At 70.5% G+C, this 26,658-nt stretch carries 22 protein-coding genes; 8 read left to right on the top strand and 14 right to left on the bottom strand.

Annotation, left to right across the window (positions count from 1 at the left end; genetic code table 11):
• Nucleotides 1-26 precede the first annotated feature (26 nt).
• Nucleotides 27-1,220, bottom strand: coding sequence for an acyl-CoA dehydrogenase family protein (locus G6039_RS04860; RefSeq protein ID WP_006944025.1), 1,194 nt, complete (start codon nucleotides 1,218-1,220; stop codon nucleotides 27-29).
• Complete coding sequence (locus tag G6039_RS04855) at nucleotides 1,217-2,482, bottom strand: CoA transferase (RefSeq protein ID WP_006944023.1); 1,266 nt, start codon at nucleotides 2,480-2,482, stop codon at nucleotides 1,217-1,219. Before G6039_RS04855 ends, G6039_RS04860 begins: the two co-directional genes overlap by 4 nt.
• 315 nt (nucleotides 2,483-2,797) lie before the next feature.
• Here G6039_RS04855 and G6039_RS04850 point away from each other — a divergent pair, with 315 nt between their 5' ends.
• The 4 genes from G6039_RS04850 to G6039_RS04835 all read left to right on the top strand — a co-directional run bounded on the left by G6039_RS04850 (nucleotide 2,798) and on the right by G6039_RS04835 (nucleotide 7,899).
• Nucleotides 2,798-4,138: an MFS transporter gene (locus G6039_RS04850; RefSeq protein WP_043799938.1), complete on the top strand. Its 1,341-nt coding sequence runs from the start codon at nucleotides 2,798-2,800 to the stop codon at nucleotides 4,136-4,138.
• A gap of 135 nt (nucleotides 4,139-4,273) precedes the next feature.
• Nucleotides 4,274-5,404 (top strand): thiolase family protein, encoded by a 1,131-nt coding sequence (locus tag G6039_RS04845; protein ID WP_043799936.1) that lies wholly within the window; start codon nucleotides 4,274-4,276, stop codon nucleotides 5,402-5,404.
• A 37-nt stretch (nucleotides 5,405-5,441) separates the two neighbouring features.
• Nucleotides 5,442-6,206, top strand: a complete 765-nt coding sequence (locus G6039_RS04840) for an SDR family NAD(P)-dependent oxidoreductase (protein ID WP_006944010.1) — start codon at nucleotides 5,442-5,444, stop codon at nucleotides 6,204-6,206.
• Nucleotides 6,207-6,216: 10 nt separating this feature from the next.
• Nucleotides 6,217-7,899, top strand: coding sequence for a class I adenylate-forming enzyme family protein (locus tag G6039_RS04835; protein WP_043799995.1), 1,683 nt, complete (start codon nucleotides 6,217-6,219; stop codon nucleotides 7,897-7,899).
• A gap of 232 nt (nucleotides 7,900-8,131) precedes the next feature.
• Here G6039_RS04835 and G6039_RS04830 read toward each other — a convergent pair whose 3' ends face one another.
• A complete protein-coding gene (locus G6039_RS04830) occupies nucleotides 8,132-9,316 on the bottom strand; it encodes an acyl-CoA dehydrogenase family protein (RefSeq protein ID WP_029546608.1) in 1,185 nt (394 codons plus the stop codon).
• Between the two features lie 207 nt (nucleotides 9,317-9,523).
• Here G6039_RS04830 and fabG point away from each other — a divergent pair, with 207 nt between their 5' ends.
• Nucleotides 9,524-10,264: a 3-oxoacyl-ACP reductase FabG gene (gene fabG, locus G6039_RS04825; RefSeq protein WP_006944004.1), complete on the top strand. Its 741-nt coding sequence runs from the start codon at nucleotides 9,524-9,526 to the stop codon at nucleotides 10,262-10,264.
• Between the two features lie 52 nt (nucleotides 10,265-10,316).
• Nucleotides 10,317-11,525 carry an acetyl-CoA C-acetyltransferase gene (locus G6039_RS04820; RefSeq protein ID WP_043799934.1) on the top strand — a complete coding sequence of 403 codons (1,209 nt, stop codon included), beginning with the start codon at nucleotides 10,317-10,319 and terminating at the stop codon, nucleotides 11,523-11,525.
• 78 nt (nucleotides 11,526-11,603) lie between these two features.
• Here the strand turns inward: G6039_RS04820 and G6039_RS04815 are convergent, their stop codons facing one another.
• The 11 genes from G6039_RS04815 to G6039_RS04765 form a co-directional block, all read right to left on the bottom strand.
• On the bottom strand, nucleotides 11,604-12,473 hold the full coding sequence (locus G6039_RS04815; protein ID WP_043799932.1) for a LysR family transcriptional regulator: 870 nt from the start codon (nucleotides 12,471-12,473) through the stop codon (nucleotides 11,604-11,606).
• A 4-nt stretch (nucleotides 12,474-12,477) separates the two neighbouring features.
• Nucleotides 12,478-13,353 (bottom strand): LysR family transcriptional regulator, encoded by an 876-nt coding sequence (locus G6039_RS04810; protein WP_006941753.1) that lies wholly within the window; start codon nucleotides 13,351-13,353, stop codon nucleotides 12,478-12,480.
• 4 nt (nucleotides 13,354-13,357) lie between these two features.
• The gene (locus tag G6039_RS04805) at nucleotides 13,358-14,416 is read right to left on the bottom strand and encodes an MBL fold metallo-hydrolase (RefSeq protein ID WP_006941752.1); all 1,059 of its coding nucleotides are present in this window, start codon (nucleotides 14,414-14,416) and stop codon (nucleotides 13,358-13,360) included.
• The gene (locus G6039_RS04800; RefSeq protein WP_043799930.1) at nucleotides 14,413-15,975 is read right to left on the bottom strand and encodes a long-chain-fatty-acid--CoA ligase; all 1,563 of its coding nucleotides are present in this window, start codon (nucleotides 15,973-15,975) and stop codon (nucleotides 14,413-14,415) included. Before G6039_RS04800 ends, G6039_RS04805 begins: the two co-directional genes overlap by 4 nt.
• A gap of 243 nt (nucleotides 15,976-16,218) precedes the next feature.
• Nucleotides 16,219-17,724, bottom strand: a complete 1,506-nt coding sequence (locus G6039_RS04795; protein WP_043799928.1) for a TerD family protein — start codon at nucleotides 17,722-17,724, stop codon at nucleotides 16,219-16,221.
• 4 nt (nucleotides 17,725-17,728) lie between these two features.
• The gene (locus tag G6039_RS04790; RefSeq protein WP_043799926.1) at nucleotides 17,729-19,012 is read right to left on the bottom strand and encodes a TerD family protein; all 1,284 of its coding nucleotides are present in this window, start codon (nucleotides 19,010-19,012) and stop codon (nucleotides 17,729-17,731) included.
• 17 nt (nucleotides 19,013-19,029) lie between these two features.
• Nucleotides 19,030-19,872 carry an HAD family hydrolase gene (locus tag G6039_RS04785; protein ID WP_050036473.1) on the bottom strand — a complete coding sequence of 281 codons (843 nt, stop codon included), beginning with the start codon at nucleotides 19,870-19,872 and terminating at the stop codon, nucleotides 19,030-19,032.
• 35 nt (nucleotides 19,873-19,907) lie between these two features.
• On the bottom strand, nucleotides 19,908-21,014 hold the full coding sequence (locus G6039_RS04780) for a cysteine protease StiP family protein (RefSeq protein WP_006941747.1): 1,107 nt from the start codon (nucleotides 21,012-21,014) through the stop codon (nucleotides 19,908-19,910).
• Entirely contained in the window at nucleotides 21,011-22,279 is a 1,269-nt protein-coding gene (locus G6039_RS04775; protein WP_043799922.1) for a phosphoribosyltransferase family protein, read from the bottom strand. Before G6039_RS04775 ends, G6039_RS04780 begins: the two co-directional genes overlap by 4 nt.
• Nucleotides 22,276-23,466, bottom strand: a complete 1,191-nt coding sequence (locus tag G6039_RS04770; protein WP_029546599.1) for an HpcH/HpaI aldolase/citrate lyase family protein — start codon at nucleotides 23,464-23,466, stop codon at nucleotides 22,276-22,278. The genes G6039_RS04775 and G6039_RS04770 overlap by 4 nt, the downstream gene beginning before the upstream one ends.
• Nucleotides 23,463-24,584, bottom strand: a complete 1,122-nt coding sequence (locus G6039_RS04765) for a hypothetical protein (protein WP_043799993.1) — start codon at nucleotides 24,582-24,584, stop codon at nucleotides 23,463-23,465. Before G6039_RS04765 ends, G6039_RS04770 begins: the two co-directional genes overlap by 4 nt.
• A gap of 234 nt (nucleotides 24,585-24,818) precedes the next feature.
• Here G6039_RS04765 and G6039_RS04760 point away from each other — a divergent pair, with 234 nt between their 5' ends.
• Nucleotides 24,819-25,394 (top strand): TerD family protein, encoded by a 576-nt coding sequence (locus G6039_RS04760; protein WP_006941734.1) that lies wholly within the window; start codon nucleotides 24,819-24,821, stop codon nucleotides 25,392-25,394.
• A 126-nt stretch (nucleotides 25,395-25,520) separates the two neighbouring features.
• On the top strand, nucleotides 25,521-26,606 hold the full coding sequence (locus G6039_RS04755; RefSeq protein ID WP_006941733.1) for a DUF475 domain-containing protein: 1,086 nt from the start codon (nucleotides 25,521-25,523) through the stop codon (nucleotides 26,604-26,606).
• The last annotated feature ends 52 nt before the right edge of the window (nucleotides 26,607-26,658 follow it).

The following is a 26,658-nucleotide window of genomic DNA, read 5'->3' as shown; positions in this document are numbered from 1 at the left end:
TCTCCTTCGAATGGGGTCGATGCGGATCAGAGTGCGTAGCTGCGCAGTACGCCCTTGCTGATGATCGTCTTCTGGATCTCGCTGGTGCCCTCGCCGATGAGCAGGAACGGTGCCTCGCGCATGAGCCGCTCGATCTCGTACTCCTTGGAATAGCCGTAGCCGCCGTGGATGCGGAAGCTGGCCTGGGTGACCTCCGAGCAGTACTCGCTGGTGAGGTATTTCGCCATGCCGGCGGCGACGTCGTTGCGCTCGCCGGAGTCCTTCAGCCGCGCGGCGTTGACCATCATCAGATGAGCGGCCTCGACCTTCGTCGCCATCTCCGCGAGGGAGAAGGAGATCGCCTGGTGCTGCGCGATGGGCTTGCCGAAGGTGGTGCGCTGCTGCGCGTACCGGGCGGCGAGTTCGAACGCGCGGATGGCGACGCCGCAGGCGCGGGCGGAGACGTTCACGCGGCCGACCTCGACGCCGTCCATCATCTGGTAGAAGCCGCGGCCGGGAGTGCCACCGAGGACATCGGTCGCCTTGGCGCGGTAGTTGTCGAAGATCAGCTCGGTGGTGTCGATCCCCTTGTAGCCCATCTTGTCGATCTTGCCGGGGATGGTGACGCCGGGGACGACCTCGCCGAAGCCGGCGGGCTTCTCCACGAGGAACGTAGTGAGATTCTCGTGGGGCTTGGCGGCACCCTCCTCGGTGCGCACCAGCGCGGCCACGAGGGTCGAGCTGCCGCCGTTGGTCAGCCACATCTTCTGGCCGTTGATCACGTAGTCGCCGTCGGCGTCACGCTTGGCCTTCGTGCGGATCGCGGCGACGTCCGAGCCCAGTTCCGGCTCGGACATCGAGAAGGCGCCGCGGGTCTCGCCGGTCGCCATCTTCGGCAGGTAGTAGTTCTTCTGCTCGTCGGTGCCGTGCTGGCGCAGCATGTAGGCGACGATGAAGTGGGTGTTGATCACGCCGGACACGCTCATCCAGCCGCGGGCGAGTTCCTCGACGCACAGGGCATAGGTGAGCAGCGACTCGCCGAGCCCGCCGTACTCCTCGGGGATCATCAGCCCGAACAGGCCCATCTCCCGCATCTGATCGACGATGGCCTGCGGGTAGGTGTCCGAGTGCTCGAGTTCCTGCGCGTTCGGGATGATCTCCCGGTCGACGAACTGCCGGACGGTGGCGAGGATCTCGGTCTGGAACTCGGTGAGGCCGAGGGTCTGGGCGAGACGGGTCATGCGAAGTCCTTCTCGAGGGCGGGGAGGGTGCCGGCGGGGACACCGACGGTCCCGTCGGTGGCGAGACGATCGATCTCTTCGGGCGTCAGGCCGAGGTGTTCGCTGAGGACGGCGGCGGTGTCGTCGCCGTTGGCCGGCGCCGGCCGGGGTGCGGGGTGGAGGCCGTCGAACGACATCGGCAGGCTGGGGGCCAGGTGCCCGCCGACGCGGGGCTGCTCGACGTACTGGAACATCGGATTGGCGGTGACGCGAGGGTCTTTCGCGATCTCGGCGAAGGTGCGGTACCGCTCGTGCAGGATCGAGGTGCCCGACAGGGCGGTCTCCACCTCGGCGGCGGTGTGCTCGCGGAACCACACGGCGAACAACGCGTCGAGTACCTCGCGGTGGCGGTAGCGGGCGCCCTCGTCGCGGAAGTCGGCGCCGAGGGCGGCTTCGAGCGCGTCGACCGCGGCCGTCGTGCCGGTCAGTTCGGTCAGGTCGCGGAAGTGGCGCGGGGTCAGCGCGACGACCATGAAGGACGCGCCGTCGGAGGTGGTGAAATCGCGACCGTAGGTGCCGTAGACGGCGTTGCCGATGCGGTCGCGGTCGGGCCCGCCGAGCTGGGCCTCGGCGAGGTAGCCGAGGTTGCCGACGGTGGCGAGGGCGACGTCTTCGAGGGGGAGCACGATCTTCGCGCCCGCACCCGTGACCTCGCGGCGGTGCACCGCGGACGCGACCGAGAGCGCGGCGTAGAGACCGCATGCGACGTCCCACGCCGGCAACAGGTGATTGACCGGTCCGGCGTGGCCGACGGGGCCGGTGGCGAGCGGGAAGCCCGCGGCGGCGTTGACGGTGTAGTCGACGGCGGAACCGCCGTCCGCACGGCCCAGGACCTGCACGTGGATCAGATCGGGGCGGATCGTGGCGAGCTCGTCGTAGTCGAGCCAGTCGCGTCCCGCGGCGTTGGTGACGAGCACCCCGGCGTCGGTGATGAGGTCCCGGATCAGCTTGTGCGCGTTCGGGTCCCGGAAATCCGCCGCGAGGGAGCGCTTGCCCTTGTTCAGTCCCGCCCAGTAGATGGACTCGCCGTCCTCGGTGACGGGCCACCGGTGGTAGTCGGCAGCGCCGCCGATCGGGTCGACGCGGACGACCTCGGCGCCGAGCTGCGCGAGCGTCATGCCGCACAGTGGGGCTGCGATGAAACTCGAGACCTCGATGACCCGCACACCGGCCAGGGGCGCGGTGGACGAGGGAAGCTCGTCGATGGAAGCAGTGGAGTTCATATCGCCTGTCCTCATCCGGGCGGACGCCGGAGCCCAGGGCGCGCCGGCGAAGCTGTCCGAGCAAATATGCAGCACCGCCGGGCCACAGGGCCAACACCGTTCGGCTATAGGTCGGTTAGCGCCGATCAATGGCCCTCGCATTGGAGGGCCGGAAGTCCATAGGTTTCGACGATCGATCGATTCGTCGACGGGACATTGCCTCAGTGACCTAGACCACGTTGAATGGATCCCGAGCGCCTGATCGGTGCATCTCCTTCGATCGCCGACGCACCGTCCGATCGATATATCCCTTCGAGCCATTAAGGGGACACTCCGGTGACCACTGGCGAAATCTCGCACGACGCAGCGCACGGCGCCCCGCCGAAGGGGGCGGCACCACTCGTCAGCGGCAAGCAGGCATGGGGCATGACCGGCCTCGTGATCTTCTTGTACGTCGTCAACTACGCCGACAAGGCGGTGCTGGGCATCATCGCGCAGCCGCTGGCTCGCGAGCTGGGACTGTCCTCGTCCCAGATCGGCCTCGTCGGATCCCTGTTCTTCGTGACCTTCACACTCGGCGGCTTCCTGGCCGGCCCGCTCAACAAGTACCTCACCCTGCGGTGGGCGCTGCTTGCGCTGGGCGCGATGTGGTCGGTGGTCATGCTGCCGCTGGTCGTCTCGGCGAGCCTGGTGATGCTGATCGTCACCCGCATGCTGCTCGGCCTGGCCGAAGGCCCCAGCTCGGCGCTCATGCACACCGCCGCGTACTCCTGGCATCCCCCGGCCAAGCGCGGCCTGCCCGGCGCCTTCCTCGCCGGCTCGGCGTCGGTTGCCAAGATCGCTCTCGCCCCGATCCTCGCCTACATCACGGTCGAGTGGGGCTGGCGGGCCGCCCTGGTCTCCCTGTCGATCCTCGGCGCCGTGTGGATGGCCTCGTGGCTGACCGGCTGGAAGGAAGGCCCGTTCACCGCGACGGCCGTGAAGAAGGGGACCGGCACCGCATCCACCGAACCGTCGGTGCCGTGGAAGAAGATCTTCCTCACCCGCACGTTCATCAGCTGCGCTGTCCTGATCATGGTCGTCTACGCGCTCACCACCGTCGTGCTGACCTGGCTGCCCTCCTACTTCGAGGTGGGCCTCGGCTACAGCGCCCTGCAGGCCGGTTCGATGTTCGCCCTGCCGTCGATCGTCGGTCTCGTCCTCATGGTCACCTCCGGTTCGGTCACCGACCGGCTCGCCCAGCGCGGCTACCGCTCCCGGGTCGTGCGGATCATCGTTCCCGGCATCGGCGTCCTCGTCTGCGGTTCGGTCCTGGTCTTCCTGCCCAGCATCGGCACCCCCGGCCTCGCCGTCGCGGCCGTGTCCATCGGCTACGGCTTCGGCGCGATCGTCTTCCCCCTGATCAACGCCGCCATCTCGGAGCTGTGCCCGCCGCAGCAGACCGCAGGCACGATGGGCGTGTTCCTCGCACTGATGGCGGTCGGCGGCCTGGTCGCCCCCTACGGCACCGGCGTGCTCGTCGACAACGCGGCCACCCCGGCCGAGGGCTACGCGACCGCCTTCCAGGTCATCGGTGCACTCGGCATCGTCGCGGCGATCCTCGTCCTGATCTTCGCGAACCCGGAGCGCGACCGCGCCGTCATCCGGGGCGAGTCGGACGCCACCGCGAAGGCATAGCTTCCGCCTAACGGAGTCATCCACCGAATGTCCTTTCCCCACCGGCCGGGTGCGTGATCGACTCGATATCGAGGACCACCACCCGGCCGGTCGTCGTCTCCGCTCCTCGCTCTTCTACTGCAGTAAGGAATCCCCATGCGCGATGCCGTGATCGTCGATGCCGTCCGTACTCCGATCGGGCGCCGTGGCGGTGCCCTGTCCGAGATCCATCCCGCCAACCTGTCGGCACACGTGCTCGGGGCCCTCGCCGACCGCACCGGGCTCGATCCCGCGTCGGTCGAGGATGTCGTGTGGGGTTGCGTGAGCCAGGTCGGCGAGCAGGCCGGAATCGTCTCACGCAGTGCCGTGTTCGCCGCCGGCTGGCCCGAGACGGTTCCGGCCACCACCGTGAACCGCGCCTGCGGGTCGAGCCAGCAGGCCGTCTCGTTCGCCGCGGCTACCGTGATCTCCGGTCAGAGCGACGTGGTCGTCGCCGGTGGCGTGGAGTCGATGAGCCGCGTCCCGATGGGCAGCGCGAGCAAGAACGGTGAGCACTTCCCGGCCGAGGTTCTCGAGCGGTTCGGTGTCGAGGGCTTCAGCCAGGGCACCGGCGCGGAGATGATGGCCGAGAAGTGGGGCCTGTCCCGCACCGCGCTCGACGAGTACTCGCTGCGCTCGCACGAGCTGTCCGCGGCCGCGGCCGACGCCGGCGCCTTCGCCGGGCAACTCGCCCCGATCGCCGGCCTGAGCGCCGACGAGGGCATCCGCCGCGGGGGCAGCCTCGAGTCCCTGGCCAAGCTGAAGACCGTGTTCAAGGAGGACGGCGTGATCCACGCCGGCAACTCCTCGCAGATCTCCGACGGCGCCGGTGCCCTGCTGATCACCACGAGCGAGTACGCCGCGGCGCAGGGCTGGACCCCGATGGCCCGCATCCACACCGCCGTCGTCGCCGCCGACGATCCGGTCATCATGCTCACCGGTCCCATCGCGGCCACCGAGAAGGCGCTGAAGCGGTCGGGCCTGTCCATCGATGAGATCGGCGCCTTCGAGATCAACGAGGCGTTCGCCCCGGTGCCGCTCGCGTGGCAGATCGAGACCGGCGCCGCGATGGACCGGCTCAACCCCCTCGGTGGCGCCATCGGCGTCGGCCACCCGCTCGGCGGCTCCGGCGCGATCCTCATGACCCGTCTCGTGCACCACATGCGCGACAACGGCATCCGTTACGGCTTGCAGTCGATGTGCGAGGCCGGCGGCATGGCGAACGCCACCATCCTCGAACTGCTCTGACACCCCGCTTCGCATTTCACGAAAAGGAACGAAAGATATGGAACTGAAGGGTCTTTCCGTCGCGATCACCGGCGGCGCCTCCGGTCTCGGCCTGGCCACCGCCCGCCGCGTCCTCGACGCCGGCGGCACCGTCACCCTCATCGACCTGCCTGGCTCGCCGGGTGCCGACGTCGCGAGCTCCCTCGGTGACGGCGCGGCCTTCGCCGCCGCCGACGTCACCGACGCCGAGCAGTTCGCCGCCGCCCTCGACGTCGCGCACGAGCGCGGCGGCCTGCGCGGACTCGTGCACTGCGCCGGCGCCGGCCGGAAGATGCGCGTCCTCGACAAGGAGGGCAAGGCCGGTTCGCTCGAGGACTTCGAGTTCGTGATCCGGCTGAACCTGATCGGCTCGTTCAACGCGCTGCGTCTCGGTGCCGAGCGCATGGCCGCGCTCGAGCCGGTCGACGGCGAGCGTGGCGCCATCGTCATGACCGCGTCGGTCGCCGCCTTCGAGGGGCAGATCGGCCAGATCAACTACTCGGCGTCCAAGGCCGGCATCGTCGGCATGACCGTCGTCGCCGCCCGCGATCTGGCCAGCAAGAACATCCGCGTCAACACCATCGCGCCGGGCATCATGGACACCCCGCTGCTCGCGCGCCTGCGCGACGATGTGCGTGCCTCGCTCGAGAAGACCGTGCCGAACCCGGCGCGCCTGGGCCGCCCCGACGAGTTCGGCCGGCTGGCCACCAACATCCTCGAGAACGGCTACCTCAACGGTGAGACCATCCGTCTCGACGGTGCCATCCGCATGGCCCCGCGCTGAGGTGGGACGGATGACCATGAACCTGCCGGATCCGTCGACGATGTCGCTGTCCTACCCGGACGTGACGATGGGCGTGTGGGCGCCGAGCATGGCCGCCCTCTACGGCGACCGCCCGGCGATCGTCGACGGGGAACGGGTGTGCACGTACCGCGAGCTCGACGAGCGCTCCGCGCAGTTCGCCTCCGCCCTGCAGGGAGCCGGTGTCGCCCCGCGCGACGTGGTGCTGCTGCACGTGGGCAACTGCATCGAGTTCATCGTGGCCTACTACGGTGCGCTGCGGGCCGGCGCCACCGTGACGCTGGTCAACCCGCTGCAACCGGAACCGGGCCTGCGCAAGCAGATCGAGGAGACGGGCGCCGTGGCGGCGGTGACCCAGCCGCAGCAGCTCGGTGTCCTCCTCGGCGCCGCGGCGGGCACCACGGCCGTGACGATCGTGGTGGTCTCCGACGAGCCGGTGGAGGTGGCCCCCACCTCCGCGGCCGTCGTGCGGTACGACGAGTTCCTCGCCGGGCAGCCCACGGCGTTCACGCCGGCGGAGGTCGCCGGAACGGACGTCGCGCACCTGGCCTTCACCGGCGGTACCACCGGCATCTCCAAGGGCGTGCGCGTGCTGCACCGCAACGTGGTCGCCAACGTGACCCAGATGTGCGGGTGGCGGGCCGCCCACCAGGTCGTCACCACCGACGACGGGCTGGTCGCGCTGCGCCCGATCGAGGGTCTCGATGTGCACGGGGTGATCCCCGGCGAGGGCGCCACCGTCGTCGTGTCGCCCCTGTTCCATGCCCACGCGCTGATCAACACGTCGTTCCTGCTGCTGTGCGGCCTCACCCAGGTGCTCGCGGGCCGCTTCGACCCCGCCCGCATGCTCGAGCTCGTGGAGCGGCACCGCGCCAGCTACATCACCGGCAGCCCGGCCATGTGGCATGCGCTGGCCACCCACCCCGACGTCGCCCGCCGTGACACCACGTCGGTGCGGGTCGTGTCGTCGGGGGCGGCGCCGATCGACCACGTCACGCTCGAGGCGCTCGGTGCGGCGTTCCCGAACGCCCGCGTGGCCGAGGGCTACGGCCTGACCGAGGGCACGTGTGTGGTCACCGCCATGCCGCTGATCATCGGGTCCACCTATCGTCTCGGCAGTGTGGGCCTGCCCGTCTTCGACACCGAGATCGAGATCCGGGTCCAGGACGATCCGAGCGTCGTCCTCGGCGAGGGCGAGCGCGGCGAACTGTGGGTCCGTGGGCCTCAGGTGACCGACGGCTACCTCGGCCATCCCGAGATCACGGCCCAGCAGTACGTGGACGGCTGGCTCGACACCGGCGACATCGCCTACCGCGACGCCGACGGCTACGTCTATATCTGCGACCGCGCCAAGGACATGCTGATCTACAAGGGCTACAACGTGTATCCGCGTGAGCTCGAGGAGATCCTGGTGTCCCATCCTGCGGTGTCGACGGCGGCGGTGGTCGGCCGCGAGGCCGGCAACGTCGGGCAGGAACCGGTCGCCTTCGTGGTGCCGGTGCCGGGCGCGCAGCCCGACCCTGCCGAGCTGATGGCATTCGTTGCCGAGCAGGTCCTGCCCTACAAGAAGATTCGCGAGGTCGTGCTCGTGGACGCGCTGCCCACCTCCGCGGCGGGCAAGGTGCTCAAGACGGATCTGCGGGCCCGGATCGAGCAGGCCGCGGCCTCACGCTGAACCGGCAGCCGGGTACCGCGACGGTGCCCGGCTGTCGCCCTGTCGCCCTGTCGCCGTGTCGCCGTGTCGCCGTGTCGCCGTGTCGCCGTGTCGCCGCGTCGCCGCGTCGCCGCGTCGCCGAGCGAATGGACCATGCTGTCGGTCTGACGAGGTGAGCGATACATTCGCTCGGACGAACAGACGAAAAGGGGCGGTGCCTTCGACAGGCACCGCCCCTCGTCGCGTTCCGGGGTCAGCCGCGCTGGGCCTGCTTGACCAGTCCGCCGCCGATGATCAGACGCTGGATCTCGCTGGTGCCCTCGTACAGGCGCAGCAGCCGCACGTCCCGGTAGATCCGCTCGACCGGCACCTCCCGCATGTACCCGGTGCCGCCGTGGATCTGCACCGCCAGGTCGGCGACCTTGCCGACCATCTCGGTGCAGAACAGCTTCGCCACCGACGGCGCGATCCGCCGGTCGGTGCCCTCCACCCACGCCCGCGCCGCGTCGCGCACCAGCGCCCGCCCGGCCATCACCCCGGTCTGCTGATCGGCGAGCATCGCCTGCACCAGCTGGAAGTTGCCGATCGCGGTGCCGCCCTGCGTCGCGGTCGCCGCATACGCCACCGACTCGTCCAGCGCGCGCTGCGCCTGCCCCACCGACAGCGCCGCGATGTGCACCCGGCCGCGGGCCAGGGAGGTCATCGCGGCCTTGTAGCCGACGTCCTCGCTGCCGCCGACCAGCGCCGCGGCCGGCACCCGCACGTCGGTGAAGTGCACGTCCGCCGTCCAGGACCCCTCCTGGCCCATCTTGCGGTCCTTGGCGCCGACCTGCACCCCGTCGGTGTCGGCCGGGACCAGGAACACCGCGATGCCGGTGCCGTTCTCGTCGGCGGGGCGGGTGCGGGCGAAGACGACGAACAGGTCCGCGAGCGGGGCGTTGGTGATGAACCGCTTCTCGCCGGTGATGATCCAGTCGTCGCCGTCGCGCACCGCCTTGGTGCGCAGCCCGGCCGGGTTCGAGCCGGCGCCGGGCTCGGTCAGCGCGAAGGACGCGACGACCTCGCCGGAGGCGATCTTCTCGAGCCACTGCGCCTTCTGCTCGTCGGTGCCGAACCCGACGAGGACCTGCCCGGCGATGCCGTTGTTGGTGCCGAACATCGACCGCAGCGACAGCGTGGTGTAGCCCAGCTCCATCGCCAGCTCGGCGTCCTGCGCCAGGTTCAGGCCCAGCCCACCCCACTCCTGCGGGATGGCGTACCCGAACAGGCCCATCTCCTTGGCAGCGGTGCGGATGTCGTCCGGAATCGCGTTGGTGTCGGCGATCTCCTGCTCGCGCGGCACCACCACGCCGCGCACGAACGCGCGGGTCTGGGCGAGGATTTCCTGGAAGTCGTCGTCGTCGACCTGGGCAGCCGGCGTCGCAGTCGAGGTTGTCATGAATCCACCATCGGTTTCCGGGGCGGCGGGTGTCCAATACGAATCACCCCATCGCCACATAGGCACTGTCGATGAATGGGGCGGGGTCGAATCACCGGTCCTCTCGGTATATTCGGAGCATCAGCCGACGGGCGTCGCCCGCGTCCTCGATTCATCGGTGCCTTCCCACCGTCCCCGGACCGGGTGGGCTCGTGCGAAAGGAACCTCATGTCACTGCTGGAGAACCGAACCGCCGTCATCACCGGAGGCGCTCAGGGCATCGGTTTCGCGATCGCACAGGAGTTCGTCGACGCCGGCGCCCGGGTCGTCCTCGGCGACCTCGACCTCGATGCCGCGACAGCCGCCGCCGAGAAGCTCGGTGGCCGCGAGGTGGCCCGGGCGGTGCGGTGCAACGTGGTGAACGCGGAGGAGTGGGACACGCTCCTCGCGGAGGCCGTCGACGGGTTCGGCTCGCTCGACGTCGTCGTCAACAACGCCGGCATCACCCGCGACGCGACGATGCGCACCATGACCGAGGAGGACTTCGATCTGGTGATCGCCGTCCACCTCAAGGGCACCTGGCACGGCACCCGCAAGGCGTCGGCGATCATGCGCGATTCCAAGCGTGGCGCCATCGTCAACATCTCCTCGCTCTCCGGCAAGGTCGGCATGGTCGGCCAGACCAACTACTCGGCCGCGAAGGCGGGCATCGTCGGCCTCACCAAGGCGGCCGCGAAGGAGATGGCGCACCACGGCGTGCGGGTCAACGCGATCCAGCCGGGCCTGATCCGTTCCGCGATGACCGAGGCGATGCCGCAGAAGGCCTGGGATCAGAAGATGAGCGAGATCCCCATGGGCCGGCCCGGCGAGGTGTCCGAGATCGCGTCCGTGGCCCTCTTCCTCGCGTCCGACATGTCCTCGTACATGACCGGTACGGTACTCGAGGTCACCGGCGGCCGATTCATGTGAGTCCCTGTCTCACAGTCTCTTTCACAATCACTCTCCTCTCCCGAAGGTCGTCATGCGCGAAGTAGTCATCTGCGAGCCCGTCCGCACTCCCATCGGCCGCTACGGCGGAATGTTCAAGTCCCTCAACGCCGTCGACCTCGGTGTCGCCGCACTGAAGGGTCTCCTCGACCGCACCGGAATCGCCCCCGACGCGATCGAGGACGTCATTCTCGGCCACTGCAACGGCAACAGTGAGGCCCCCGCCATCGGCCGCGTCGTCGCGCTCGACGCGGGCCTGCCGATCACGGTGCCCGGCATGCACATCGACCGTCGCTGCGGCTCCGGCCTGCAGGCCGTCATCCAGGCTGCGCTCCAGGTGGGCAACGGCGACAACGAGGTCGTCGTCGCCGGCGGTGCCGAGTCGATGAGCAACGCCTCGTTCTACTCCGTCGACATGCGCTGGGGCGGCGCCCGCACCGGCGTGCAGATGCACGACAGCCTCGTGCGTGCCCGGGCCACCGCCGGCGGCCGCTTCTACCCGGTGCCCGGCGGCATGATCGAGACCGCCGAGAACCTGCGCCGCGACTACGGCATCAGCCGGCTCGAACAGGACGAGCTCGCGGTGTCCTCGCACGCCCGCGCCGTCGCCGCGCAGAAGAACGGCATCCTCGCCGAGGAGATCGTCCCGGTCACCGTCACGACCCGCTCCGGTGACGACGTCATCGACACCGACGAGCATCCCCGCCCGGACGTCACCGTCGAGTCGCTGGCGAAGCTGAAGCCGATCATGGGCAAGCAGGATCCCGAGGCCACGGTCACCGCCGGTAACGCCAGCGGCCAGAACGACGCCGCGTCCATGTGCCTCGTCACCACCCCCGAGCGCGCCGCGGAGCTGGGCCTGACCCCGCTCGTGCGGGTCGTGTCCTGGGGCCTGGCCGGTGTGGCTCCGAAGATCATGGGCATCGGCCCGGTTCCGGCCACGGAGAAGGCCCTCGCCAAGGCCGGCATCACGCTCGCCGACGTCGACGTGATCGAACTCAACGAGGCCTTCGCGGCGCAGGCACTCGCGGTGACTCGCGAATGGAAGTTCGGCGCAGCCGATTTCGAGCGCACCAACGTCCACGGGTCCGGCATCTCACTGGGCCACCCGGTCGGCGCGACCGGCGGCCGCATGCTGGCGACGCTCGCCCGGGAACTGCACCGCCGCGACGGCCGCTACGGCCTCGAGACGATGTGCATCGGCGGCGGTCAGGGTCTGGCCGCGGTGTTCGAGAGGGTGTAGGCCGCTTCGCGGCCGGTGCGTCCTTTGGGCTGTGGGAGCAACTCAAAGGACGCACCGGCGCGGCAGCGCCATGGCGCGTCAGCGCCGCCGTACCAGGTCGACGAACGCCTGACCCACCGCAGACAGGGTCGCCGGATCGAACGCGAGCCCGTACGTGCCCACCAGCCGCGGCTCGCATGCGCGCACCACGAGCCGGTCCCCGGCGGCCTCCGCCGGCACCCGATCCACGATCGACCCGCCGAGTCCGGCTGCCACCATCGGCAGCCGGACTTCGCGCTGGCCGACCAGGACGGAGATCTCCGGACGGGCACCGGCCGCGCGCAGCGCCGACTCCACCGCATCGACCATCGACCCACCGGTCGGCGCGAACACCATGGGGATGTCCGGCAGCTCGGACAGGTGGATCGGGCCCTCCGGCAGCTCGGATCCCGGCGGATACGCCAGCCACCACTCCTGCTCGCCCAGCTCGATCACCTCGAGTCCGTCGCCGCCCTCGAGCGGCAGGTGCGCAACGACGAACTCGCAGTGACCGTCGCGGATCAGCGACGCGACCAGCTCCTCGTCCTGCAGGGCCGAGAACCGCACCGCGACCTTGGGATATTCGCGGCGGAACCGCGCGATCAGCTCCACCAGCGGGCCGGCGGACAGTGCCGGGAAGGCCATGATGTCGAGCCGGCCCGCCACCGCGCCGTCCGACGTGGCGAGCAGCTCCTCGACCGCGGTCACGTCACGCAGGATCTGCCGGCTCGGGCCGATGAGGCTGCGGCCCGCCGCGGTGAGAACCATGCCGCGACCGATGCGGTGGAACAACTCGACGCCGAGCTCGCGTTCGAGGCTGCGCAGGGCCTGCGACACCGTCGGCTGCGCGACGCCGAGCGCGGTCGCGGCCCCGTTGATGCCGTTGTTCTCGACGACCGCGAGGAAGTACTCCACCTGCCGGAAATCCACAGTCCTACACCCCCTGCCGCAGTGTCGAGGCGACGTCGAGGAACGCCGCCGCGGCCGGCGACGGCTCGCCCGCCCGCAGCACGAGTCCGACGGGCCGGGTCAGCGGCGGCTCCAGCGGCCGCACCGTCACCGTGGGCATCTGCTGTTCGGCCACCGGCCTGGGCACCACCGTTGCGCCGGTGCCCAGGCACACCAGTTCCCACGTCGCCGCCGGGTGGGCGCAGTCGACGACCACATTGGCGGCGTTCTCGGCGAGCAGCCCGCCCGCCTTCGCGGCGTTGGTGCGGTCGCCGAGATCGACGACGAGGGGTACGTCCCGCACACGGGTGCGCGGGATCGGGTCCGGCAGGTCGGCCGCGAGGTCGTGGTGGAGGGCGAGCACGAGTTCCTGCTCGAACAGCGGCACGGTGATCATGCCCGCGTGCTCGACCGACAGGTCGGTCACGCCGATCTCCGCCTCGCCGCGGCGCAGCGCGGTGTGCACCCCGGCGGGACCGTCCGTGTCGACGATCCGCACCAGGATGTGCGGGTAGCGGTCACGGAAGCGGCGGGCGAGCTCGATCATCGGGTCGAACGAGAACGACGAGTACGTCACCACGTCGACGCGGCCCGAGGCGAGTTCGCGTACCGCGGCGACCTTCGCCTTCGCCCGCTCGACGTCGGCGAGGATGCGGCGCGCCGCTACGTCGAGCCGGCGGCCGTCCTCGGTGAGCGTGAGCCGGCGCCCGGTCCGGTCGAACAGGGTTGTGCCGAGCCGACGTTCGAGTGTGCGGATGGCCTGCGACAGCGACGGCTGCGAAATGTAGAGGGACTGGGCGGCCTTCGTGATCCCACCCCGGTCGACGACCGCGACGAAATAGGTGATGAGGTGAAGGTCCACCGGCTCATCGTACGGGGACGGCGGTTGCCGGCATCCAGCGGTCCGGGTCGGTACCGCACCCGGTGACCACGTCCCGGTCGGCGAGAACCAACAGGTGGGCGTCGGTCTCCCGCACCGCGAGCCGGCACAGACGCGGCGACATCGTCTCGAACGGACGGGACCACGAGATCCGCGTGGCGACCTCCCACGCCGTGGAACCGGGGTGCCGGGACACGGCCTCGGCGATCTCGGCCAGCCGTTCCTCGTGGTGGCCGAGCAGCGCCTGCGCGCGGGAAGCGACACCGCGGAAGCGGTATTCGTGGGCGGGGAAGACCTCGCCGTCGGGCAGGCTCGTGGTGGCGTGCAGCGACAGCAGGTAGCGGTGCAACGGATTCGGCAGTTCGCCCGGGACGGTGGAGATGTTGGGACTGATGCGGGGGAGCATGTGGTCGCCGCTGAACACCAGCTCGTGGGTGCGATCGACGAAGCACAGGTGGCCGGGGGTGTGGCCGGGCGTCCACACGGCGTGCAGGTCCCAGCCCGGCAGATCCAGGGGGGTGCCGTCGTCGAGCACGACGTCGAGCGACTCGCGCGGCCCGAACCGGACCAGTTCCATGACCTCGCCCGATCGGACCTCTTCGGGGGCTCCGAGCCGGGCCAGCTGCCGGGCCCAGGCCGCGGTGAACCCTTCCCGATCCGTGGCGGTGTGGTGGCCGAGCAGCGACGCGTCGGCGGCGTGCATCGCCAGTGCGGCACCGCTGACCTCGCGCAGCCGCGGCGCCAGGCCGAAGTGGTCCGGGTGCAGGTGCGTGATCGCCGCGAACCGGACCTCGGTGATGTCGTGCCCGGTCTGCCGGATTCCGTCGACCAGGGCCTGCCACGACTGTTCCGAGTCCCAGCCGACGTCGATCAGGGCCAGGCCGTCGGGCAGGGCCAGCGCGTAGACCAGCACGTAGCGCAGCGGGTTCTTCGGCATGGGCACGGGAATCGACCACAGCCCGGGCCGGACCTGCTCGACCGGTGGCAGCTCGCCGCGCCGCCACGCCTCCTGCTGCACGACGCCGACGACCTCGACCGCGGTCACGACACCTCCCCCGCGAGGGTGTCGCGCAACGTGCGCTTGAGGATCTTGCCGCTGGCGTTGCGCGGCAGCTCGCTCACGAAGTGGATGCGCTGCGGCTTCTTGTAGGAGGCGAGCCGGCTGGTGGTGAACGCGACCAGTTCGCTCTCGTCCGGCACGGCGGCACCGTCGGCCACCCGCACGACGGCGGTGACGGCCTCGCCCCACTTGCGGTCGGGGACCCCGACCACGGCGACCTCGGCGACGGCGGGATGCTCGGCGAGCACCGACTCCACCTCGATCGGGTAGACGTTCTCCCCGCCGGTGATGATCATGTCCTTCACCCGGTCGGTGACGAACAGGTAGCCGTCCTCGTCGAGGTGGCCGGCGTCGCCGGTGCGCAGGAATCCGTCGTGGGTGAACAGCGCCGCGGTCTCCTCCGGGCGCCGCCAATAGCCGGACGTGTTGTGGCGGGAGCGGCACACGATCTCGCCGGACCCTCCCACCGGCAGGTCCTCCCCGGTCGCCACGTCGCGGATGGCGATCTCCACACCGGGCATGGGGCGGCCCGCCGAGCGCAGCAGGTAGGAGCGGGGACCGGTCGGGTCGTGATCCTCGACGCGCAACGCGGTGACGGAGCCGCTCGTCTCCGTCATCCCGTAGCGCTGGACGAATCCGCATCCGAGGGTGTGCACGGCGCGGCGCAGCATCGACGGGGTGACGGGGGAGGCGCCGTAGAAGATCAACTGCAGGCTCGACAGGTCGAACCTGTCCAGGCCGGGCAGGTCGAGCAGCATCTGGACGGTCGCGGGCACCAGGAACGCATGGGTGATGCGATGGCGTTCGACGAGCGACGCGACGGTGCTTGGCTGGAACTCGCCGAGCAGGACGGCGTGCACACCGGCGGACAGGCAGGTGCTCAGCCATCCGGCCCCGGCGATGTGGAACAGCGGCATCGCGTTCAGCGCCACCGAGTCGGGCCGCCAGTGGTAGATGCGCTGTCCCTCCTCGTCGTTGTGGAGGTTGCGGTGGGTGATGAGCACCCCCTTCGGCGTGCCGGTGGTGCCGGAGGTGTACAGCTGCAACAGCGTCGTGTCGGGGTCGTTGCCGCGGCCGGGATCGGTGTCGGCGCCGGTGGCGGTGAGCCGTTCCCACGTCCACGCCCCGGGCAGCAGGTCGTCGCCGGGCTCGGTGTCGACGAGGACGACGGGCAGGCCGGGCAGTGCGGCACGGATCGCCTCGGCTGCCGCTGCGAACCCGGATTCGACGACGAGCACGTCGAGTTCCGCGTCCTCGGCGATGCGGGCGGCCTCCGCCGGGGTGAGCCGCCAGTTCAGGGGGACGAACACCAGCCCCGCTTTCCCGCAGGCGACGAACGTCTCGGCGGCCTCGAGCCGCATGCGCAGGAGCGCTCCGATCCGACCGCCGCGGCGGGCCAGACCGCTCAGGGCGGTCGCGAGCCGATTGGTGCGCCGATCGAGTTCGGCGAAGGTGACGGTGGTGTCGCCGCAGGTCAGTGCAAGTGCGTCCGGCCGTTCCGCCGCGTGCTGCCGGACCCGCTGCGGAAGGTGCAGACCGCTCACATCCCACTCCTCGTTCCGTTCGGCGAGCGCCTCGATGTCGGGCCGCCGTGCCCGATCAGTCGATCACCAGCGCCTCGGCGGAACAAAGTCCAAGATCCACAGCGACCGATAGCGAGTGCCTATGTCGGGACCGGCGGCGCGCGACTGTCCTTGCGCGCAGAGGTGCTTCCTGCGCGGGTACGGCCCCCGACGGACGCGCGCAAGGAGCACGGCCGCGCGCGGATGTTCGGCTCAGCCCGAGGCTCAGCGCCCGAGCGCAGCGACGACGCGGCGGAGCCCGTCGCGGTCCGGCGCAGTGTCCAACGTGAGCTGCCAGTCGGTGCCGGTCCACGGATCGGCCATGTGGGTGCCCGGCGCCACCGGTAGGTGCTGAGCCTCCTGCGAGAGCAGGTCCAGCAACGGCTCGTCCGTCACACCGTCGTCCTCGCCGACGATGATCACCGAAACCGGCTGTGTCGCAGACGCCTCCACGATCCGGACGACGTGCATCAGATCGTCACGGGTGTAGCCGTGCGGGATACCCGCGAGCACCACGATCCGTGGCGCCGGTGGCTCGGCACCCGGATCCGCGGTCGCGGCCAGGGCGGCGAGATCGACCGCGTGCGCCACGTCGCGCAGCCGGGGTCCGATGTCCGGGACGTCGCGGACGACCGGGCTCGTCACTGCGAAGGACACCACATCGGTGAGGGCGGACAACGCACCGGCCGTGTCGACGATGTCGAGGCGCGCCGCCGGGTGCGCCGCGAGGAGCCGCACCACGAGGGCCGACACGATCGGGGCGGCGGCGACGGAGTCCCCGTCGACCCACAGCGGGCGCCGCAGCGGCAACGGGAGGCACAACGGAAGTGTCGGCGAGTCGCGATCCGGGGCCCCGAGTTCGCCTATCCGCAGCCCGTTTCCGCCGAGACCCGGCCGCTGCCACGCCGGTGCGTCCCACGAGGCCATCGCCGCGGGCAGGGCCGCGCCGACGGCGCGCAGTTCCTCGGTCAACAACGCGGTGTCGGCGGCGTGCCGGGCGCGAGCCGCGGCGATCAGCTCGTCGCATCGCCGATTCGCCTCGGCCCGAGCCTGGTCGGCGGCCGGTCCGGTGCGGCAGGCCGGGTCGGAGACGGCTGCGGACAGTTCCTCGTCGAGCCGGTGCAGTGCGTAGTCGTGTGCGGAGACGAACGCGGCGGCAGAGCGGGATGCGTCCTCGAAGATCTGCCAGGTCCGCTCCCACGCCTGCTCCGGTTCGACCGGCACCGTCGCCGGGGTATCCGGCGAAGGCGGAGCCGGCTCGTCGTCGACGTCCACTCCGTGAGCGCGGAACAGTTCGGCGAGTCCACCGGTATACCCCTGGCCCACCGCCCGCAGCTTCCATCCGCCGTCGCGGCGGTACAACTCCCAGCAGATCACCGCCGACTCGGCACCGCCGGCGGGCGCGTCGAACGTCGCCGGCCCGGATCCGGGCGGCCCGGTCAGGTCGGTGGACAGCGCGCCCACCGGCCCTCGGTCCGAGGAGACCGCCAACAGCACCGCGGCGGCCTGCGGGCACACCCGGTCGAGATCCACGACGACGGCGTCGCCGGCCAGGTCCACGCCCGGCGCCGCGGGCTGGTTGTAGAACACGGCGTCGGCGGAGGTGCGTACCTGCAGGTTCGTGTCGACCACCAGCGCGCACACGTCCAGCGGCCCCGCCGCGCGCGCCGTGAAGCGGACCCGGCGCGCCGTCAGCGGGGCGTTCTGCCCCGCCGCGAATCTCCCCGTCACGGCGTCAGGACACCAGGAACCGGCCGAGCTGCGGCGCGGCCTCCCCGGGATGCTTGGCCTGGATGCCCTCGCCGATCGCCTGAAGCTTCCAGTCCTGCCCCTGCCGGTACACCTTGGCCATCACCATGCCGGTGAACGGCATACCGCCCTGCATGGTGTAGCGGGCCAGCTCGGCGTTGTTGGTGCCGTCCACCAGCCGGCAGAACGCGTTCGCAACCTGCTCGAAGGTGTGCCCCTTGTACGAGGTGACGATGAACATGACCGTCGTGATGTGGGCCGGGACCCGGGTGAGGTCGACGAGCACGACCTCGTCGTCGCCGGCGCCCTCGCCGGTGAGGTTGTCGCCCTGGTGCTGGACCGAGCCGTCCTTGGACCGCAGCTGGCCGTAGTACGCGACGTCGACGAGGTTCTGGTCGGCGAACAGCACAGCCGACGCGTCGAGGTCGATGTCGGCGGCACGGTTGCCGAACAGACCGCGCTTCGCGATCGGATCCCAGCCCAGCCCCATGCGCAGGTAGGTCAGGGCCACACCACCCTCCTTGCGGAGGGTGACCTTCTGGCCCTTGACGAGGCTGACCGGCCGGCTCTTGGTGAGGCTGACCTCGGGCTGGGCGTCCTGCGCCGGCTGCGGCGCGGAGGCCTGCACGTACGGCTGCGGCGGGGCCGGCTGCTGGTAGGGCTGCTGAGCAGAAGGCGGCGGCGTGGAGTAGGCCGGCGGTACGGGCGGCGCGGCCGGGGCCGACGGCGGCACGGGCTGAGCCGTTTGCGGCGCCGCCGCGGGCGCGTCGTCGACGCTCACCCCGTGATCGGTCACGAGCGCGGCGAACCCGCCCGCGTATCCCTGGCCGACGGCCCGCACCTTCCACGCGCCCTGCCGCCGGTACAGCTCGAGGGCGATCACGATCGACTCGCTGCTCAGCCCGTCGATCCGGTACTCGTAGAGGACGTTGCCCGCGGTGTCGGAGACCCGCGCGGACGGCGGGGCGAAGCGACCGAAGCTGCTCGACGCGTCGTCGAGGGTGATGACCGCGCGCACCTGGTCGATGTCTGCCGGCACCTGGTTCAGCGACACGGCCAGCGACGCGGCCTGCCCGGGAGTGCCCGGCACGAGCCGCACCCCCGGCCCGCTCGGCTGGTTGAAGAAGACGAAGTCGGCGTCGGAGCGCACCTTGCCGTCGGCCTTGACCAACAGGGCGGACAGGTCGGCCGGGGTGGTCAGCTCGAGCGAGACGACGACGTCGGTGGCGGTGAGGGGGCCGTTCTGACCCTTGGCGAGAGATACGGGCACGGGAGGGGTCCTCACTGTTACTGGAAACTCTGTCTTGGGGAACATGGAGCGTCACTGCCACTGTACGAACCCGCGCCGATCCGGGCGTATCGGGCGAACCAGGCCAGGATCTCCTCGCCGGCCCGGATCCCCGTTTCCCGGGTCACCGTCACCGTCGGGTGCCGCCAGTCCAGCGCTTCGAGTTCGCCGTGCCGCGGCCGGATCGCGGCGTCGGCGGCGACCAGCATCTCGGCGTCGAGCGCTCCGTCCCCGGCGGCGAGTACCGCGGCATCCGGGGCGAGCGTTCCGTCGGCGACCAGGCGCCGGCGGACCTCGGCGACGGCCTTGCTCTTGCACACCGCCGACGGCATCGTGTACAGCTTGCGGCCCTGCTGCGAGGCGCTCCATCCGCGGCCGCGGCACCAGTGGTCCCATTCGTCGAGGAATCCGACCGGCTGGGCGGCGACGTCGATCACGAGATAGCAGAACAACTCGTCGGCGATGCGGAACTTGTGCACCCAGTCGTCGGAGACGCGGCGCCGCAGTTCGGCGGTGACCTCGTCGAGTCCGGCGCCCTCGGCGCGCACGCCCGCGTCCACCGCCTGCCGCCACCCGGTGTCCGGCACACCGTCGGCGAGGATCACGCCGCCGTTGCTGGCGATCGCGTAGCGCCACGGTGCGCCGGGCAGCGCGATGCGCCGGAACTGTTCCGGGGTGCGCGTGGTGGTCGGCACCACCACCGCGGCGGCGGCCAGGTCGCGCAGGCGCTGCGCGGACGTGACGGTCAGGTACGACAGGGGCGCACCGTCGTAGTGCTCGACACACACCAGATCGCCGTCGACGACGGGCGATTCGCCCATCGCGGCGCGCGAGTAGATCATCGTGCGGTCGAGGTCGGTCGCGACGAGGGCGGTGGTCACGGCAGATCCTTGATCAGTCCCATGCAGGAATACGCCAGGTCGGGAACCGTTTCGACCGGCACGTCGCGGGCGGCGGCGAGCATCCGGATGTGCGCGTGCTCCTCGGCATCGGCCTCGCGGACCAGCACCCGCCACGGCACGCGCCGCAACAGCACCCGGGTGGTCTCACCGACACCGGGCTTGACGTAGTTGACGGTGGAGATGCCGTACTCGGCCCGTACCCTCTCCACCGACTCCCAGCCCGCCCACGTGGGGGTGCGGTCGGACCGCAGGATGTCCCCGGCGGCGGTGACTGCGGCGTCCCGGTCTCCGAATTCCGCGGCGACGGTGTCGAGGAGGACGGCCGAGACGTCCTCGCCGGCAAGTTCGGCGTAGAACTTGGCGCCGTGGAACTCGCCCGGGCCGATCAGGGTTTCGTTGAGGACGGTGCGTGAGACCAGGCCGGAGACAGTGGAATTCAGGCACGCCGAGGCGATGAGGAAGTCGTCGCGGGTGCCGTAGGTCCGCACGCAGTACCCGGGGTCGGCGAGCACGGCGAGGTCGCCGGAGAGTTCCGGACCGCCCGCGGCCCGGTACTCGGCCAGGGCCGCCGCGAGTTCGCGGGCGATGGCGCCCTTGCCGGTCCAGCCGTCGACGAACACCACCGAGGCCGGATCGTGACGCGCCGTCACGTGGTCGAGGGCGGCGACGTCGATGCCACGGCCCCGCACGATCGACACCGCGTAGTGCGGCAGGTCCAGCCCGTGGTGCCGCTGCGCCCAGCGACGGATCAGGATGCCGACGGGAGTGCCTGCGCGGGCCAGTGATACGAGCGTCAGGTCCCGGCCCCGTTCGGCGAGCAGCAGTTCGGTGACCGTACCGACGGCGTGGGCGAGGCGCCCCGCCGTCGCGGCGAGTACCTTGTCGAACAGCTCGCGGTAGGCGGCATCGGGTTGGTATTCGATCGGCAGCGTCTCGGCGTAGTGGGCGAGACCCGACTGGATGCGGCGTTCGCGCTCGGCGATGTCGGCCTCGAGGGCGACGTGCGAGAGGTCCTTGAGGAGCCACCGCACCTCGTCCGGGGCGTAGGAGCCGAAGTCGGGTCCGGCCAGCGGAACGGTCATCGTCCCTCCCGGGCGGCGCGCAGCACCGACGGGTCGGTGGCGGGCACGACGGCGACGACCACGTCCTCCCCGGCGGCGGTCAGCACGTCGAGCAGGCCACCGTCGGCCCGGAGGCGATCGGTGTCGGCGGGATCGTCGAGCACCAGCAGCAGCCGTGCCCGTTCCTCCGGCCACCGCGCGTTGTACAGGTACCGCGGGACGTCGTCGGGTTCGGGTGCGATGAAGGTGAATCCGCGCCGAAGGGGGTAGCAGGGCACGTCCCGGACGTACGCAGGGGAGCGGGTGGTGGTCTGGAACCGCGTGGGGATCCCCCGGCGGGCGAGCGCGTCGGCGATGCGCAGCGGCAGGTACATCAGTTCCTCGTGGCCCACCACGACGACCGGCCGTCCCGGTCCGAGGGCGGTGGCCACGGCCTCGGTCGTGTGCTCGATCGCGGCGTCGAAAGCCACGGTGTCGGTGCGCAGGAAGCCGTGCCGCCCGCCGTCGGGCACGGTCGCCGGCCACGGCAACGTCACGAACTCCACGGAGCCCCGTTGTGAGGCAACGGGATTCATATCCGGATCGGGCAGTGCGGCGACCCGCTCGACGAGCCCGTCGGGAAGGATCGTGTGTCCCGCCGCGAGGCTTACGTGGTCGATCCGGGCGCCGAGTTCGGCGGCCGCCTCGTCGACCGCGCGACGGTGATCGGCGGTGCGCATGTCCACCAGCGACGCGACGACGTACCGGGCGCGGGGATGGTGCCGGTGCAGGGACCGGATCGCGTCGACGGCCGTGGCGCCGGTGGAGATCTCGTCGTCCACCAGGACCAGCGGTGCGTCGTTCGCGAACAGCTCCGGCGACGTCGGCTGGAGCAGGTGCGACGTGGCGTGCGAGTGGCCCTCCTCGAACCCGGCGAAGGTGCCGGCGCCGGGCACGTCACGCCGGGTGGAGTGCAGGTAGCAGCGCGCTCGCAGCCGGCTGGCCACACAATGACCCAGGCCCGTTGCGGTTTCGGCGAATCCGAGTACGACCGTGTCGTGCGCGGCGGAGCCCAGCAGGTCCGCGACGAGATCGCCGAGCCGGTCACCCGCGCCGATGACCGCGGCCGGGTCGGTGGGAATGTGCTTGCCGAGCACCGTGGAGACCAGCAGGTGTGCGCGACGGGGGTTGCGGCGCAGCCCCGGCACGACGAGGTCCGGCACGGTGTCGCCGGTCGCCGAGTCGAAGTGCTGCAGTTCCAGGCCGAATTGCTCCGTCGCCCAGGGTGACTGCAACCCTGCGGTCACCGGTCCACCAATGCCGTCAGCAGGTCCACGAAAGTGACTCCCTTGTTGGTGACGCCGAACACCGAGGCGCGCAGCAACGTCTGCTGCGCCCAGGTGCGGTGCGGACGCCGCTCGTTCATCTTGTTGCGGTAACCGGAGGCCTGCACGCCACCTGCGTCGCCGCCGAGGATGTCGACCGCGTCGTGGTACTCCTCGTGGGTGACCGCGGACAAGGCGTGCACCGCGGCCACATGGGAGGGATGGATCACGGTCTTGCCCTGGATGCCGTTCGCCCGGTCGAGGGCGATCTCGCGGAGCAGCCCGTCGAGATCCCGGCTGACGAGCTGCTGGCGGAACATCACCGCGTCGTGCTCGGCGAACGGCGTGGCCCGCAGCATCGGGCGGAACATGCGCTCGTGATCGGCGAAGTACTCCCAGACGGGACCGGTGATGACGAATCCGGTGCCGTCGGTGCGGCCGAGGTAGTTGACGACATCCGCAATGACATCGACGACCACGCGCACGTCGTAGATGGTCAGATCGCGGTCGCGGCGGATGCCGAACGTGCCGCACATGTCGGTGGCCCCGATCCGTACCGCCAGCACGCGGTCACGGTGTCCGGCGAGCAGTGCCGCGATCTGCTGCAGCTCGCCGTCGCGGGTCTGCCGGTGCACCAGCTCGGCGGACTCGAGCACCGGCATCGCGTACAGGTGCTTGCCGAGCCGCTCGGACGCCGCCGCCACCGCATCGAGGAAGGCCGGCCCCGACGCCGCGGTGAACTTGGGCAGAACGAATCCGGTCAACGCGGTGACGCCGGGCCCCAGGATGTCGGCGATGCGGTCGACACCGTCGGGGGTGCGCACCCGGACGAACAGCAGCATCGTCGCGGCCGCGGTGCCGGCGAGCTCGTCGAGGGTGGCGACCGCGTTGCGCAGGCCGTCCTCGACCTCGTGATCGGCGACGGCGTCCTCGAGGTCGATCACCATCGAGGCGACACCCTCGCGGGCTCGGCGGGCGATCGTGGCGGTCAGATCCGCGCGGGTGGCCGGGACGTACAGGGTGGCCCCGAGCGCGACGGCGAGCCGATCGCGCTCGTCGGCATCGGAGAATGCCTGCGGCGGATGCAGGAACAGCGTGTCCCGGGTCGCGCGGTCCATGTGGTGGAAATGGTGCATCGTGCGCATATCGGCGAAGGTTCCCCCACTCATGCCTCTTCCGTTCGTCCTCTCATTCGTTGCACCACGCCGGCGATGAAGCGCGAAACGGCGTCGAGCTCTCGGACGTACGCCCAGTAGTCGGGGTGTACGCCGGTGAGCGAACCGACTGCCCTGTCGATCCGATCGAGCTGCGCGTCGAGCACCGATCCCCATTCTGCGGTCAACCCCCGTTGCACCGCGAGTTGTTGCGCGTCGCGCAGACGGAACCGTACCTGCTCCACCTTCGCGGCCGGATCACGGCGGACCGCGCGGAGGACGGACAGCCGCTCGGTGACGGCGTCGACGTAGCGTTCCGCCTGGGTGAGCGATGCCCGGGCCGCCGCGGTCAGCTCGAGCGCCTGCTCGGGCCGGTTCCCGGCCGAAGCCGTTCGCGCCGCGGTCACGTCGGCGTCGGCCCGGTCGAGGAACTCGCGGGCGGCGCGCTCGTTGCCGGACAGGTCGGCGGAGCTGGCCGCGTTGAACTCGCGCAGCAGGGCCGAGAACGCCGGCGCCAGGCTCTCGGCGCGGGTGCGGACCGCCGACAGGCGGGTGGTGACGGATGCCACAGCTTTCCGGGCGGACTCGGCCTTGTCCGGCGCCTGCGCGAGGGCGCGACGCAGGGCGATGGCCGCCTCCTCGGCCCGCCGTGCCGCCGTTCGGACGGCGCCGGTTCCCACCGCCGAATCCAGGGCGCGGACCTCCGCGTCGAGCGCGTTCGCCGCGGACCGCACGGACGGGTAGTCGGCGTATGCGGCGTGCTCGGGCGCGTCCACCAGCGCCGCCGCGGCCTGCGCCTCGGTGCGGACCTGCCGGGCGAGCTGCGGGACGGTCTGTGCCACCGCGACCGAATGCTCGAGGTGTGCGCGGTGGCGATCGTAGAACTGGTCGAGGGTGCGGGTGGCGAGACCGATCTGCTGCAGAGCCTGTTCGTAGGCCGGGGCGGGAGCGAGCGGATCGGTCGGTTCGGTGCGGGCGAGGTGCAGGTACGTCTCGGCCGCGCGGTAACAGGCTTCGCGGACGGGCTCCCACTCGCGGCGCAGCCCGCGCTGCGGCGCGAGGTCGTGCGAGGCCGTGACGGCGGCCTCGGCGACGGACTGGCGGCGGTCCATGTCGAGGAACGCGGCGACCATCGCGTCGTAGGCGCCACGGGCCACCGGATCGTCGGTGCTCCCACCGCCGAAGAGGCGGCGCGTCCATCGGCTCGCCACGCCCCGAATGGTACTGGTCCGCGCGGTTCGGCCCCGTGCGCGCGCCTCGAGCATGGGGCGTCGGCGCGGAACAGCTATTAGGGTGGAGTGACACGCGCAAATCGGGCGTGCCCGCCCGGGCACCTCGTCCGGACCGACAGATCGAAAGGACCCCGCATGGGCGTCAGCTTGACCAAGGGCGGCAATGTTTCCCTCACCAAGGAAGCGCCGAACCTCACCGCCGTGGCCGTCGGCCTCGGCTGGGACATCCGCAGCACCACCGGTGCCGACTTCGACCTCGATGCCAGCGCGATCGCGACCGGCGCCGACAAGAAGGTCGTCTCGGACCAGCACTTCGTCTTCTTCAACAACCTCAAGTCCCCGGACGGCTCGATCGAGCACATCGGCGACAACCGCACGGGCGAGGGCGAGGGCGACGACGAGGTCGTCAACGTCGACCTGAGCGCCGTGCCGGCCAACATCGAGAGCATCTTCTTCCCGGTCTCGATCTACGACGCCGACTCCCGCAGCCAGTCGTTCGGACAGGTCCGCAACGCGTACATCCGCGTCGTCGACCGCGCCAACGGCAACGAGCTCGCCCGCTACGACCTGTCGGAGGACGCCTCCACCGAGACCGCCATGGTCTTCGGTGAGCTGTACCGGCACGGTGCGGAGTGGAAGTTCCGCGCCATCGGCCAGGGCTACGCGTCCGGCCTGGCGGGCATCGCCCGCGACTACGGCGTCAACGTCTGACGTCGCATCCGGATTCCGGATCCGGCCCCCGGCTTCGTCGCCGGGGGCCGCTTTCCTTGGTTCACCGATAATTTGCTGCAGTAACCACCCTGCACCGCCCCGATCCAGACAGAAAGGCCACGCTTCGTGGTTCTGCGCATCTTCGGCATATCGTTTGCCGTCACCGTCGTCTCCCTGGTGGTCGCCTTCCTCTACGGCGGACCCCAGGCCCTGTTCCTCGCCGCGATCCTCGGCATCCTCGAGGTCTCGCTCTCGTTCGACAACGCGGTCATCAACGCCACCGTGCTGCAGCGGATGAGCGAATTCTGGCAGAAGATCTTCCTCACCATCGGCATCCTCATCGCCGTGTTCGGCATGCGGCTGATCTTCCCGCTGCTCATCGTGTGGATCGCCTCCGGCCTCGGTCCGATCGAGGCACTCGACCTCGCCTTGAACCCGCCGCCGAACGACGCCGCGTACTTCCCCGACGGCAGCCCCAGCTACGAGACCATCATCACCGACGCCCACCCGCAGATCGCCGGGTTCGGTGGCATGTTCCTGCTGATGCTGTTCCTGAACTTCATCTTCGAGGAACGCGAGATCAAGTGGCTGGCCTGGCTCGAGCGTCCGCTCGCGCGGGCCGGCAAGCTGGACCAGCTCGAGGTCGTCACCGCCTCGGTGCTGCTGGTGCTGACCGCCACGATCCTCGCTCCCGAGGACAAGGTCTCCACCGTGATGATCGCCGGCGTGCTCGGCATGATCACCTACATCGTCGTCAACGGGCTCGGCGAGCTGTTCCACATCCCCGAGGAAGAGGAAGAGCCGACGGGCGGGCCCACCCAGCTGGCCAAGGCCACCGGCAAGGCCGGGTTCTTCCTGTTCCTCTACCTCGAGGTGCTCGACGCGTCGTTCTCCTTCGACGGCGTGATCGGCGCGTTCGCCATCACCTCGGACCCGATCATCATCGCCCTGGGCCTCGGTTTCATCGGCGCGATGTTCGTCCGCTCGATCACGGTGTTCCTCGTCCGCAAGGGCACCCTCTCGGAGTACCGCTACCTCGAGCACGGCGCGCACTGGGCGATCGGTGCGCTCGCGTTCATCCTGCTGTACTCGATCGGCCATCACGTGAACGAGATCGTCACGGGTCTCGTGGGGGTCGCGCTCATCGGTGCCGCGTTCGCCAGCAGCATCCGCCGCAATCGTCAGGAGGCGAAGGCGACCGTCGCCGCCTGACCCGCCCGGGTGAAGGGACCCTCCGATCGGTTCGACCGATCGGAGGGTCCCT

It is taken from the genome of Rhodococcus aetherivorans, assembly GCF_011058165.1.
Classification (GTDB): domain Bacteria; phylum Actinomycetota; class Actinomycetes; order Mycobacteriales; family Mycobacteriaceae; genus Rhodococcus; species Rhodococcus aetherivorans.
Note: the sequence above shows the minus strand (reverse complement) of the source record. Positions and strands in the feature narration are given on the sequence as shown.